The sequence below is a fragment of the Maribacter stanieri genome, from assembly GCF_900112245.1.
Taxonomy (GTDB): domain Bacteria; phylum Bacteroidota; class Bacteroidia; order Flavobacteriales; family Flavobacteriaceae; genus Maribacter; species Maribacter stanieri.
On the sequence record NZ_FOYX01000004.1, the window covers coordinates 155383 to 168740 of the forward strand.

General features: G+C 36.9%; 10 protein-coding genes and 1 tRNA gene. 8 read left to right on the top strand and 3 right to left on the bottom strand.

Annotation, left to right across the window (positions count from 1 at the left end):
* From BM296_RS17680 to BM296_RS17715, 8 genes are all read left to right on the top strand, one after another.
* The gene (locus tag BM296_RS17680) at window positions 1-1203 is read left to right on the top strand and encodes an FtsW/RodA/SpoVE family cell cycle protein (RefSeq protein ID WP_091905197.1); all 1203 of its coding nucleotides are present in this window, start codon (window positions 1-3) and stop codon (window positions 1201-1203) included.
* Window positions 1190-2278, top strand: a complete 1089-nt coding sequence (murG, locus tag BM296_RS17685) for an undecaprenyldiphospho-muramoylpentapeptide beta-N-acetylglucosaminyltransferase (protein WP_091905200.1) — start codon at window positions 1190-1192, stop codon at window positions 2276-2278. The genes BM296_RS17680 and murG overlap by 14 nt, the downstream gene beginning before the upstream one ends.
* A 1-nt stretch (window position 2279) precedes the next feature.
* Complete coding sequence (murC, locus tag BM296_RS17690) at window positions 2280-3635, top strand: UDP-N-acetylmuramate--L-alanine ligase (protein WP_091905203.1); 1356 nt, start codon at window positions 2280-2282, stop codon at window positions 3633-3635.
* Window positions 3625-4344 carry a cell division protein FtsQ/DivIB gene (locus BM296_RS17695; RefSeq protein WP_091905206.1) on the top strand — a complete coding sequence of 240 codons (720 nt, stop codon included), beginning with the start codon at window positions 3625-3627 and terminating at the stop codon, window positions 4342-4344. The genes murC and BM296_RS17695 overlap by 11 nt, the downstream gene beginning before the upstream one ends.
* Before the next feature lie 6 nt (window positions 4345-4350).
* Window positions 4351-5688, top strand: a complete 1338-nt coding sequence (gene ftsA, locus BM296_RS17700) for a cell division protein FtsA (RefSeq protein ID WP_027067991.1) — start codon at window positions 4351-4353, stop codon at window positions 5686-5688.
* 41 nt (window positions 5689-5729) lie between these two features.
* Entirely contained in the window at window positions 5730-7637 is a 1908-nt protein-coding gene (gene ftsZ / locus BM296_RS17705; RefSeq protein ID WP_027067990.1) for a cell division protein FtsZ, read from the top strand.
* 88 nt (window positions 7638-7725) lie between these two features.
* The gene (locus tag BM296_RS17710) at window positions 7726-8169 is read left to right on the top strand and encodes a GatB/YqeY domain-containing protein (RefSeq protein WP_027067989.1); all 444 of its coding nucleotides are present in this window, start codon (window positions 7726-7728) and stop codon (window positions 8167-8169) included.
* 43 nt (window positions 8170-8212) lie between these two features.
* Window positions 8213-8286 (top strand) — tRNA-Arg (locus BM296_RS17715).
* Window positions 8287-8508: 222 nt separating this feature from the next.
* Here the strand turns inward: BM296_RS17715 and BM296_RS17720 are convergent.
* From BM296_RS17720 to BM296_RS17730, 3 genes are all read right to left on the bottom strand, one after another.
* Window positions 8509-9486 (bottom strand): YpdA family putative bacillithiol disulfide reductase, encoded by a 978-nt coding sequence (locus tag BM296_RS17720; RefSeq protein WP_027067988.1) that lies wholly within the window; start codon window positions 9484-9486, stop codon window positions 8509-8511.
* Window positions 9483-10133: a ribulose-phosphate 3-epimerase gene (rpe, locus tag BM296_RS17725; RefSeq protein WP_091905209.1), complete on the bottom strand. Its 651-nt coding sequence runs from the start codon at window positions 10131-10133 to the stop codon at window positions 9483-9485. The genes BM296_RS17720 and rpe overlap by 4 nt, the downstream gene beginning before the upstream one ends.
* Window positions 10134-10216: 83 nt before the next feature.
* A complete protein-coding gene (locus tag BM296_RS17730; protein WP_091905212.1) occupies window positions 10217-13333 on the bottom strand; it encodes a WD40/YVTN/BNR-like repeat-containing protein in 3117 nt (1038 codons plus the stop codon).
* Window positions 13334-13358: the final 25 nt, after the last annotated feature.

The following is a 13358-nucleotide window of genomic DNA, read 5'->3' on the forward strand; positions in this document are numbered from 1 at the left end:
GTGTTGAATATATTCCAAAATATAAAAGGAGATAAAGCTATTTGGGCCATTGCGGCGCTCTTGGCCTTATTTTCATTTTTACCTGTCTACAGCGCCAGTAGTAATTTGGTGTATGTGGTAGGTAACGGTACACCTGTAGGGCATTTGGTAAAACATGCCATCTTGTTGTTTTTAGGATTTGGAATTATTTATGGAGTACATAAAATACCTACGCACTTTTTTAAAGGGTTGTCTATGATAGCCCTGCCAATAGTACTGGTATTACTCATATTCGTATTGGCGCAAGGTACATCTGGTGGTGGTACCAATGATAGTCGTTGGATTCGTATTCCTTTAGTAGGTTTCGGTTTTCAGCCATCTAACTTGGCGGCAGTTGTTTTAATGATTTATGTGGCACGGTATTTCTCTAAAGTAAGAGAGATTAAAATAACCTTTAAAGAAAGCATATTGCCATTGTGGCTTCCGGTTTTCTTAGTGGTAGCCCTTATTTTACCGGCGAACTTTTCTACGGCGGCTATTGTATTTTCAATGGTCATGGTGCTTTGTTTCTTAGGAGGATATCCTATGAAATACTTGTTGGGAATTGTTGGAACGGGAATTCTATTTCTGTCCATATTTATACTAACGGCAAAAGCTTTTCCAGATTTATTCCCAAATAGGGTAGATACTTGGATGAGCCGTATAGATAGCTTTTCCAACCCAGACGATACGGAAGGAACCTACCAAATCGAAAAAGCTAAAATTGCAATAGCTACTGGTGGTATAATGGGTAAAGGTGCAGGTAAGAGTGTGCAAAAGAACTTTTTGCCACAGAGTTCATCAGATTTTATCTATGCAATAATAGTGGAGGAATATGGCTTAATTGGCGGATTTGTGTTGATGCTATTTTACCTATTTCTATTGTTCAGGATTGTGGTAGTAGCCAATGGTTGTACTTCAATTTTTAGCAAACTGCTGGTGCTAGGCGTAGGGTTGCCGATTGTGTTTCAGGCGTTGATAAATATGGCGGTAGCTGTAGAACTGTTTCCGGTAACTGGACAGAATTTACCACTGGTAAGTAGTGGAGGTACATCTAGTTGGATGACCTGTTTGGCAATAGGTATCATTTTAAGTGCAAGTAATAAAAGTATAGTACAAGAGAGTGCTTCTGATAGTGATATAGATGAGACGAACCCTTTAGAAATTTTAAGTGGGCAGTTATAAGTTTATTCTATCGGGAGGTGGTACTGGCGGACATATTTATCCGGCGATAGCCATAGCAAATGAATTGAAAAGAAGATATCCTGATGCGGAATTTTTGTTCGTGGGCGCTAAGGATAGAATGGAGATGGAAAAGGTACCCCAAGCAGGGTACAAAATAGAAGGATTGTGGATTACGGGGATTCAGCGAAAATTGACCCTTAAAAATCTACTATTTCCTATAAAATTGATAAGTAGTTTAATGAAAGCAAACAGCATCGTATCTAAGTTTAAACCACACGCCGTAATTGGTACAGGTGGTTTTGCTAGCGGTCCATTGTTAAAAATGGCCACCGTTAAAGGGGTGCCATGTTTGTTGCAAGAGCAGAATTCTTTTGCAGGAATTACCAATAAACTATTAAAGGATAAAGTGGAAAAAATCTGTGTGGCCTATGAGGGTATGGAGAAGTTTTTCCCTAAGGATAAAATTGTGTTGACGGGCAACCCGGTACGCTCAGATTTGGTAGAACTAAAGGCTACTAAAAGTGAAGCCTTGGCTTATTTTGATTTAGATGCCAATAAGAAAACATTATTGGTGTTAGGTGGTAGTTTAGGTGCTAGACGCATTAACCAATTAGTGGCAGATCATTTAGCATATTTTGAAGAACAAGGGTTGCAAGTAATCTGGCAATGTGGAAAAGGGTATTACGAAACCTATAAATCTCATGAGTCAGCAACTATAAAAGTGCATGCTTTTTTGAATACGATGGATAAAGCCTATGTAGCGGCAGATTTCATTATTTCAAGAGCAGGAGCAGGTGCGGTATCAGAATTATGTTTGGTGGGTAAACCAACATTCTTTATTCCGTCGCCAGTAGTAGCAGAAGATCATCAAACAATGAATGCATTATCGTTAGTTGGGCATGATGCGGCTATTATGATCAGAGAGAAAGAATTGGATGAGCAGTTTAAGACAGTATTTGAATCGGTTGTTAAATCGCCTGAAAAACAAATAGCATTATCAAAGAATATAAAAGCATTGGCATTACCGAATGCCACTGCGGATATCTGCGATGAAATAGAAAAAATTTTAAAGTAAAATGAATTTAACGCAAATACATAAGGTGTATTTTATTGGCATAGGAGGCATTGGTATGTCTGCTTTGGCGCGTTATTTTGCTTTCATAAATAAGGCGGTAGGCGGGTATGATAAAACCGAAAGTCCGCTTACACAAGAGTTAGCGAATTCAGGTATTGATATTCATTATACAGATGACATAAACGCTGTGTCAGATGAGTTTAAGAAAGATATAGAGCATACGTTGGTGGTGTATACGCCGGCAGTTTCTTCTAATCATTCGGAATACCAGTATTTTTTAAACAATGGATTTACAATTAAGAAAAGATCAGAAGTTCTTGGTTTAATTACAAAGGATTCTTTTTGCTTGGCAGTTGCAGGTACACATGGTAAAACGACGACATCAAGTATTCTAGCGCATTTATTAAAAGAAACAGGAGTTAAAATGACAGCCTTTTTAGGTGGTATTTCTGAGGATTTTAATAGTAATTTCTTGTTAGAAGGTACGGAGTACTCAGTGGTAGAAGCAGATGAGTTTGATCGTTCATTTATGCAGTTGACACCAAATGTAGCCTGTGTTACTTCAATGGATGCGGATCACTTGGATATTTATGGAGATGCTGAGGAATTAGAAAGAACATTTGTTGATTTTACAAAACGATTAAAACCGGGCGGAAAATTATTTGTCCGTAATGGTTTGCCTTTAGAAGGGTTGACCTATGGTATTGAAGACGATTCGGATTATTGCATCCGAAATATAAAAATAGAACGTGGCACCTACATATTCGATTTGGAGACCCCTGACCTCAAACTAGAAGGGGTTGAATTTAACAAACCTGGAAGACATAATTTGTTGAACGGTTTAGTGGCTTTCGCAATGGCGATGCAAGCAGGTTCCCCACCGCATCGCCTTGCAGAGGCATTAGCAACTTTTAAAGGTGTGCAAAGGCGTTTTTCATATCGAATTAAGAGTGAAGATTTCATTTTTATAGATGATTACGCACATCACCCTACGGAAATCAATGCTGTTTTTGAAGCAATTTCAGAAATGCATCCGAACAAAAAAGTATTGGCAATTTTTCAACCACACCTATTTTCTAGAACACGGGATTTTGCAGATGCATTTGCAAAAAGCCTTTCTCAATTCGAAAATGTGCTGTTGTTGGATATCTATCCGGCTAGAGAAGAACCACTTAAAGGAATAGATTCTAAATGGTTGTTGGGTAAGATAAAAAGTAGTAATAAAAAATTAATTTCAAAGGAGCAAATCATATCTGAGATTAAAAGTCAGAATCCAGAAGTTTTAATAACAATGGGTGCTGGAGATATAGGTTTAGAAGTTGTGAAAATAAAAAAAGAAATGTCGTATGCAGGTTAATTGGAATTTTATAAAGTTATCGGCTTTAGTTCTGGTAATCATGGGGTTATATGCTTTTTCTAATGAGCGTAATAGTGCTAAGCATGTTGCGGGAATGAAGGTAGAATTCGTTGGGGATCAAAATTTGTACCTCACTGAAGGGACGGTTAATAAATTGTTAATACAAAATTATGGTAGTCTCGAAAATGTGCCTAAAGAAAATATAGTTTTGAATACTGTAGAAAAGGCCCTTGAGGCCAATGAAATGGTGAAAAGTGCCGAAGTCTATCTAACAATAGATGGTGAGCTTACGTCGAAAATAGTCCAACGGAAACCAATAGGACGCATAGAAGGGGAAAATAAGTTCTATTTGGATGATGAAGGAAAGAGGATGCCTTTTTCTAATAATCATTCAGCAAGAGTTCCCATTATCACTGGTACTATCAGTGGTAAAAGCCTTGAGGATGTCTATGTGATATTGGAACACGTGAATAAGGACGATTTTTTTCGTGAATCGGTAATCGGTATTCATATAAAAGGAGAAAGTGAATATCAATTACGATTAAGGCTTAACAATTTTGTTGTGAACATAGGCGGTATTGAAGATTTGGAAGCTAAGTTCAGCAATTTTAAGGCGTTTTATGCCAAAGCGAACAAGGATCAAACCTTGGAAGATTACGCGGAAGTAAGTTTAGAATTCAATAACCAGGTGGTGTGCACTAAAATATAATAGAAAATGGAACAAACTAAATATTCAGTCGGTTTAGACATAGGAACAACGAAAATCGTTGCCATAATCGGAAAGCAAAACGAATATGGTAAGATTGAGATTTTGGGTATCGGTAAGTCCAAAAGTTTAGGTGTACACAGAGGTGTGGTAAATAATATTACACAAACCATAAAATCTATTCAACAGGCGGTTGAGGAGGCAGAAGCAAATTCTGGTCTTAAAATCGGTTCTGTTGTAGTTGGTATAGCAGGTCAGCATATAAGAAGTCTTCAACATAGCGATTACATTACCAGAAAAGATTCTGAGGAAGTAATTGGCGAGGAAGATGTGGATCTTTTATGTAATCAAGTGCACAAATTGATTATGCTACCAGGTGAAGAGATTATACATGTTTTACCACAAGAATACAAAGTTGACGGACAAGCTGAAATCCGTGAGCCTGTTGGTATGTATGGTGGTAGGCTAGAAGCTAACTTTCATGTTGTAGTTGGTCAAGTAGTATCTATAAAGAATGTTGGTCGTTGTATTAAAAGTGCAGGACTGGATTTAGGGAATATTACACTAGAGCCATTAGCATCATCTGACGCAGTATTGAGTCAAGAAGAAAAAGAAGCAGGTGTAGCATTGATCGATATAGGAGGTGGTACTACTGATTTAGCCATTTTTAAAGATGGAATTATAAGACATACAGCTGTAATACCTTTTGGTGGTGGAGTAATCACAGAAGATATTAAAGAAGGTTGTTCTATTATAGAAAAGCAAGCAGAGTTGTTAAAAACTAGGTTTGGTTCTGCATGGCCAGGAGAAAATAGAGACAATGAAATTGTTTCTATACCAGGTTTACGTGGTAGAGAGCCAAAAGAAATATCTCTTAAGAACCTTTCAAAAATAATTCATGCACGTGTTGTTGAAATTATTGAGCAAGTATATGTAGAGATCAAGAACTACGGTCACGAAGAGCAAAAGAAGAAACTAATTGCAGGTATTGTGTTGACAGGCGGCGGTAGCCAACTAAAACATTTAAAGCAATTGGTAGAATATATAACAGGGATGGATACTCGTATTGGGTACCCTAACGAACACCTAGCAGGAGATTCTGATGAAGAAGTTGCTAGTCCACTATACGCAACGGCAGTTGGTCTTTTAATGAACGCCATTAAAAATCAAGAGAAATTGAAGTTGACGCAAGAGGAAATTTTAGAAGAGCAAGAGCAGGAAGAAGAATTAATGTATGCGGAAAATGATACGAAAGTAGTAGCACGCCCCGATATACATAAAGAACGAAAATCTGTTTTTGATAAGTGGTCTGAAAAATTGAAAGAATTTTTAGATAACGCAGAGTAAGAAGCATAGTATAAGAATACATAACCAGTAATAATTAGAATATGAGTAAGAACAGCGAATTTGATAATATCTCCTTTGATCTACCAAAGAATCAAAGCAACGTTATAAAAGTCATTGGTGTAGGTGGTGGTGGTAGTAATGCCATAAATCACATGTTCCAAGCAGGTATTAATGGGGTTGATTTTGTAATCTGTAATACAGATTCTCAAGCTTTGGACAATAGTCCTGTGCCAAACAAAATACAACTAGGCATGTCATTAACAGAAGGTTTGGGTGCTGGTGCCAACCCTGAAGTTGGTGAACAGGCTGCCATGGAAAGCATGGAAGAGATTAAAGGTATGTTGGATACAACTACCAAAATGATCTTTATTACTGCTGGTATGGGCGGGGGAACAGGAACTGGTGCTGCTCCCGTAATTGCCAAGTTTGCAAAAGAATTAGATGTTCTTACTGTAGGTATCGTTACTATGCCATTTCAATTCGAAGGTAAAATGCGAGTTGAACAAGCACAACGAGGTATTGAAAAATTACGTAAAAATGTCGACTCGCTGATCGTCATTAATAACAATAAATTAAGAGAGGTTTACGGAAACCTTGGTTTTAAAGCTGGTTTCTCTAAAGCTGATGAAGTGTTGGCAACCGCTGCAAGAGGTATTGCAGAAGTTATTACACATCACTATACACAAAACATAGATTTACGTGATGCTAAAACGGTACTGTCTAACAGTGGTACTGCTATAATGGGTTCTGCTATTTCATCTGGTTCGGCAAGAGCAAATGAGGCTATCATGAAAGCGTTGGATTCTCCGTTATTGAACGATAACAAAATTCAAGGTGCTAAAAACGTATTGTTATTAATCGTTTCTGGTGCTCAAGAAATTACTATTGATGAAATAGGAGAAATCAATGATCATATCCAAATAGAAGCAGGTTACGGTGCTAACATTATTATGGGTGTTGGTGAAGATGAAAGCTTAGGAGAAGCTATTGCTGTAACGGTTATTGCAACTGGGTTCAATATTGAGCAACAAGATGATATCGTAAATACCGAATCAAAAAAAATTATTCATACTTTGGAAGAAGGGCAACGTGCAGAGGCAATGTTGTTATCTAACACTAAAACGGTCCATACGTTAGAAATGGATGATGAGGAAGAGGAGGTAAAAGAAGTCAAACCCGTAAAAAAGTATGAGTTCGTTGAGGAAGAAGATTTCGATTTAATACCTACAACGAACTACATTAAGAATTTCAATGTTTTTTACGAGGAAGTATTAGCTGAAAATGTTTCTGAAGATGATTTTGTAATAGTAGATAAGCCAACAACTTTAAGAGATATTGAGGTAGTAGAGCCAGAAGTATTACGAGTACAAGAAGAGGAAAGATTTACATCTAATTTCGATTCATCAAGAGATGAAGAGGAAAAAGAAAACGTAATCATGTTCGATTTACATGACGAAGTAAAGGATTTAGATGTAAACGATAGTATAGAGATAGTACCTGTACTTGAGTATAACAAGAATGGTGAAAAAAGATATAGTCTTGATGATTACATGCAGTTAGAAAGTAAACTAACCGGTGCTAAATCTAAAGCAGAGGAGTTTGAGCCTAAAGTTATTGAAGATGAATTAGTCTTCGAGAAAAAGACAGTAGCTCCAAAAAGAGAGTCGTACCCAGAGGAACAATTAGATCCAATGGAAACTCCTATCGAAGAGTTGTTAAGAGAAAGAGCGGATGAGCGTAGAAGAAAATTGAAAGACTTCAATTATAAATTCAAAAATAACGCGCCAACTAGTTACGATGAAAAGAAACCTGCTTACCAAAGACAGGGTGTTAATTTGAACGATAATCCAAGAGAGAAGAAAATTTCTAGAACCTCTTTAAGTGGTGATAGTAGCGACGATATTCAATTGCGTTCTAACAACTCTTTTTTACATGATAATGTAGACTAGTAGTAGGCTCACAATAATTTATAAACCCGAAAACTAACTTAGTTTTCGGGTTTTATTTTTTATCTTCGCTGATCAAAATATACAAGCAATGGGTTTACAGCAAAGAGTAATGGAGCAGTTGAAATTAGCTATGAAAGCAAAGGATTCAGTAGCACTAGAATCGCTTAGAGCTATTAAATCTGCGCTATTGGTAGCAAGTACTAGTGGAGGTGGAGAAATCACTGAAGATGACGAAATACAGATAGTACAGAAATTAGTAAAACAAAGAAAAGATAGCGCTGCTATTTTTATAGAGCAAGGAAGACAAGATCTTGCTGATCCAGAAATGGCTCAAATCGCTGTTATAGAACAATTTTTACCAGAACAACTTACTGAAGAAGAAGTAGAGAAAGTAGTGGTACAAACTATAGATTCTATCGGTGCTTCAGGGATGAAGGATATGGGTAAAGTTATGGGAATTGTTTCAAAAGAATTAGCAGGTCAAGCTGATGGTAAATTGATTTCTACAATTGTAAAAAAGAAATTGACATAAGTTAAAAGTGTCAGGATAAGTTTTAGTTTTAATAACTAGAAATGGCCTCGTGGCGCAACTGAATAGCGCATCAGATTTCGGCTCTGAGGGTTGGGGGTTTGAATCCCTCCGGGGTCACAATTTAATAAAAACCTAATCAACAGTAATATAGTTGGTTAGGTTTTTTTAGTATTTCTAAATGTTATGTGTTGGTGCAATAAACGGTATGTTAAAGTATACTGATCATGTAAGTTTTGATAACTTTAAATGGCTGATTGCGTTTATTCGTAAAAACTATTATAATCTTCTAAATAAATTAAAAAAGAACTAATTGGTTAATCCTCTTCAATAAAAAATAAATTATGAGGTAACCGTATTAGAAATAATATCTGATACAATCATTTTAGCATGTATTCTTGAGTTTTCTATGAACCATTTATGTGTTTCCATTCCGCCACAAATTACACCAGCTAAATACAAACCATCAATATTGGTTTCCATAGTATCCGGGTTATATTCAGGTAGTTTTTTAGCATCATTACTAATGTTGACACCTAATTTCTCCAAGAAGTTAAAGTTGGGTTTATAACCTGTTAATGCCAGTACAAAATCGTTTTCAATTTCTACAACGTCATTTTCTGTATTCAAAGAAATACTATTCTCAGTAATCGATTTAACCGTGGTGTTGTAATAAGCCTTTATGCTACCTTCTTCAATACGATTTACAATGTCTGGTCTAACCCAATATTTTACACGTTGCCCCACTTCAGAGCCTCTGATAATTAAAGATACGTCAGCTCCTTTTCGCCAACATTCAAGTGCTGCGTCAATTGCAGAATTACTTGCGCCTATAACGGCAACTTTTTGACCTGAATAATAATGAGGGTTATCATAGTAATGAACAACCTTTTCTAAATCCTCACCAGGTACGTTAAGTAAATTAGGTAAATCGTAAAAACCGGTGGCAATTACAACTTGTTTAGAAATGTAGGTGTTCTTTTCAGAGACAACAGTAAATGTACCCTCATTCTTCTGAACGTTTTCTACTTTTTCAAATAGCTTAATATTTAGTTTGTTAGAGGTTACTATACGTCTGTAATATTCTAATGCCTCGTCTCTTTTTGGCTTTGCTTCTTTACTAATAAATGGAATTTCATCAATTTCTAGCTTCTCAGATGAAGAGAAAAATTGCATATTAGACGGATAATGAAAAAGTGAATTTACAATAGGTCCTTTCTCTAATATTACATAAGTAAGACCATTTTTCTTAGCTTCTAATCCGCATGCAATACCTATTGGTCCACCACCAACTATAACGATATCAAGTTCAGTTTTCATCCCTTTAATTCTTTTATAGTTTTAACTGGATCAGCACTTTTAAATACAAAGCTTCCGGCAACTAAAATATCTGCGCCAGCATCCACTAACTTTTGAGAATTGGCAGTAGTTACTCCGCCATCAATTTCAATTAGGGCAGTAGATTTTTTTCTGTTGATTAAAGCCTTGGTAGCTCTTATTTTATCATAGGTGTTTTCAATGAATGATTGTCCGCCAAAACCAGGGTTTACGCTCATTATTAAAACCACATCAATGTCTTGAATAATATCTTCTAAAAGCATAATATTGGTGTGTGGGTTTAGTGCAACACCTGCTTTCATTCCTAAAGCTTTTATAGCCTGTATAGTTCTATGTAAATGTGTACAAGCTTCATAATGAACAGTTAATATATGAGCTCCAAGATTAGCGAATTCTTCTAGATAACGGTCAGGGTCCACAATCATTAAGTGCACGTCTAAAGGCTTGGTAGCACTCTTTTTAATAGCTTTTACCACAGGCATGCCATAAGAAATATTAGGAACGAAGACTCCGTCCATGATATCGATATGGTGATACTCCGCTTCGCTTGCATTTACCATTTCTACATCTCGCTGTAAATTTCCAAAATCAGCTGCTAATAGTGATGGTGCTATACTTGGCTTTTTCATTTTATAAAACGATTATTATTCAGTACAAAAATACGGATTTGTAATTCGATGTGCTGTTGTTTTTCTTTTTGCTTTTACCTCATTTAGTCAATTGTAGTACCACCGTTTTTAGATAAAATAGGGTTTATTTTAGATTTGTATTTTCCTAGTATGCTATACAATTTGTTTAATTCTACGTCTAACTCTGCGGAAAGTTCTTCAAAAACTTTGTAAGCTCCATTTGTTGGTTTTGCTTCACCAGATTCAACACTACGTCTTAGTGATGCTAATCTATTATTTAGTTTTATAGGAAAATTTAAAGGGTCTTGCCCTGATTGATTTTTAACTTGATACAGTGCCTCTTCTACCTCTGATAATTCATTTAAAAATGGAGTTACCGAATTATTGAAATCATTTGAATCTATGTTGTCTTTATTAGCCATTAAAGCCTTTTTTATCTCTCGAATTTTAATGACTGCTTCGTTGGCGGCAGAAGTTTTAGCCATTATTTTGTTTGATAAAGTAAATTGTTCATCTAAATCTTCTTTGGTAATTCCCTTTAAGTTTGGATCCATTTCAATATTAAAAGCATATACTTTCTCATAATCACCAGATTTCATTTTTACCTTGTAAGTACCTAACGGTGCTTTTGGACCACGAGCTGGTCTTGCGCTCCAAATAATCATTCCTTCAAAAGTGGTAGCTCCCGGGTATCTCATATCCCAAGTGAAATTATTAATTCCTTTGGCAGTGGTAGGTTTAGATGAGCCGCCTTTTAACCAATATGGGAGATTGGGGTCTACTTCGTACTTTGGTTTGCTACCCGTAAAAGTGTCTATTAGATTATCTTTTGCGTCATAAATTTCAAAAGTTATCGTGTCTTTCTGCTCTTTTAAATAATATTGAATAGAAGCATCGGTTAAACCTCTTAAGGCATTTGTAGGTTTAAAAAGTACGGCTTCTTGTTTCTCCATTTCTGGGGTAAATTGTCTTAAAGGTTGAATATCATCAAGTATCCAGAATCCTCTACCGTGCGTACCAAGAACAACATCGTTATCTTTTATAACTAAATCTCTAACAGGTGTATCTGGAAGTTTTAGTTGAAGGCTTTGCCATAATTCCCCATCGTTCATAGAAAAATAGACACCATGTTCTGTAGCTAGAAATAGTAAACCTTCACGAACAGGATCTTCACGAACTGCTCTTGCAAAATGACCATCTTCAATACCGGATATTATTTTTGTCCAGGTTTTACCATAATCATGCGTTTTAAATACATAAGGTTGTCTGTCATCAACTTGATATCTATTTGCCGCTACGTATAAAGTACCAGGGTTGTGTAGCGATTCATCAATAATACTTACCCTAGAAAATTTAGGTAACTCTTTAGGGGTAATGTCTGCCCAGTTTTTACCACCATCTCTTGTGATATGTATTTTACCATCATCAGAACCTGCCCAAATAGTATTAATATCATGGTTTGATGGAGCCAACGCAAAAACGGTAGCATAAATTTCTGGTCCGTTCATATCCATGGTGATAATGCCACCTGTTTTACCCAAGGTTGATGGATCGGCATACGTTAAATCTGGACTTATCTTTTCCCAAGATTGTCCATCATCGGTTGTTTTCCAAATATGTTGAGAGCACGTATACATTACATTTGAATCTTGTGGCGCAAACATAATAGGGAATGTCCATTGCCAGCGCTCAGGTAATGCGCTTGCAGGTTCACCAGAGAAAAACCTAGGGTATACTTGAATATCTCTAGATTGACCGTTACTTCTGTCGTATCGTGTTAACAGCGCACCTTGGCTGCCTGCATAGAAAATATCTAGATTTTCAGGATGCTGGGTGATCCAACCACTTTCTCCGCCACCAACGGCATACGCCCAGCCATCTCCTTGACCTCTAGCCTGCATATGACCCCAACCATCACTAGGTACTGCAATGGTACTATTGTCTTGTTGTGCACCCGCTACGTGATAAGGAACATCATTAGTTGTCATCACATGATACAGTTGTGTGGTAGTGTAATCTTCTTCTGTCCAAGACTTACCGCCATTAATACTTACAACACCACCCCCATCATTGGAAGAAATCATACGATCTGGATTATTAGGGTCTATCCATAAATCATGATTGTCGCCATGTGGCACCTTAATTTTAGTGTCAAAAGTTTTTCCGCCATCAGTAGATTTCCAAAAATCTACATTAAGTCCGTAAACTGTTTCTTTATCAATTGGATCGGCATAAATTCTAGAATAGTAAAAAGCACGTTGTCTTAATTTACGCTCGTCATTAGTACGTTCCCAAGTTTTACCCGCATCGTCTGAACGAAAAACCCCGCCTTCGTTTGCTTCTACAACAGCCCAAACACGGTTAGAATCTGCAGGTGAAACTGTAACTCCTATTTTTCCTAACGGTCCTTCTGGCATACCTGGGTTCTTGGATAAATCTGTCCAAGTTTCTCCGCCATCTGTAGATTTCCAAAGTTTGCAATCTGGTCCGCCGCCCCACATTTTCCATGCTTTTCTTTGAACTTGCCAAGTACTCGCATATAAAACCTGTGGGTTGTTTCTATCTATGATTAAATCTACTGCACCTGCTTTATCACTTACAAACAATGTTTTTTTCCAATTTTTACCACCATCTGTACTTTTAAAAACACCGCGTTCTTCATTGTCTCCATAAGGGTGACCTAATGCAGCAACGTAAACAATATCTGGATTTGTTGGGTGAATTCTTATTCTTGAAACGGCTTGGGTTTCTTCAAGTCCTAAATGACTCCAGGTTTTACCGGCATCAGTAGATTTGTAAACTCCGTCCCCTTGAGTAATGCTACCTCGTAATTGTACTTCGCCCATACCAATATAGACAATGTCAGGATTCGTTTCTGCTACAGCAACTGCGCCTACAGAAGAACTGGTAATCTGTCCGTCGGTAACAGCTTCCCATTCATTACCGCCATCGGTAGTTTTCCAGAGTCCGCCACCAGTTGCACCAAAATAATACTCATTAGGTCTGCTGGGACTACCTGCCGACCCTAAAGAACGACCGCCACGTACAGGTCCAATATTTCGCCATTCCAAGTTTTCATAGAAAGCTTTGTCAAGCGTTGCGTTGTCAACTTTATTTTTAGATGATTTTTTTTGAGCAAATGAAATGCTACAAAATGATAAGAAAAGAAAAATAAAAGCGTGTAAAAATTTTGAGTTCATCAGGTTGTTGTTTGGTAGGTGATTA

Coding starts and splice junctions, on each gene's coding strand:
- BM296_RS17710 (WP_027067989.1), top strand. CDS start 7,726: ATGGGTTTACAGCAAAGAGTAATGGAGCAGTTGAAATTAGCTATGAAA.
- murC (WP_091905203.1), top strand. CDS start 2,280: ATGAATTTAACGCAAATACATAAGGTGTATTTTATTGGCATAGGAGGC.
- ftsZ (WP_027067990.1), top strand. CDS start 5,730: ATGAGTAAGAACAGCGAATTTGATAATATCTCCTTTGATCTACCAAAG.
- BM296_RS17695 (WP_091905206.1), top strand. CDS start 3,625: ATGCAGGTTAATTGGAATTTTATAAAGTTATCGGCTTTAGTTCTGGTA.
- rpe (WP_091905209.1), bottom strand. CDS start 10,133: ATGAAAAAGCCAAGTATAGCACCATCACTATTAGCAGCTGATTTTGGA.
- BM296_RS17720 (WP_027067988.1), bottom strand. CDS start 9,486: ATGAAAACTGAACTTGATATCGTTATAGTTGGTGGTGGACCAATAGGT.
- ftsA (WP_027067991.1), top strand. CDS start 4,351: ATGGAACAAACTAAATATTCAGTCGGTTTAGACATAGGAACAACGAAA.
- BM296_RS17730 (WP_091905212.1), bottom strand. CDS start 13,333: ATGAACTCAAAATTTTTACACGCTTTTATTTTTCTTTTCTTATCATTT.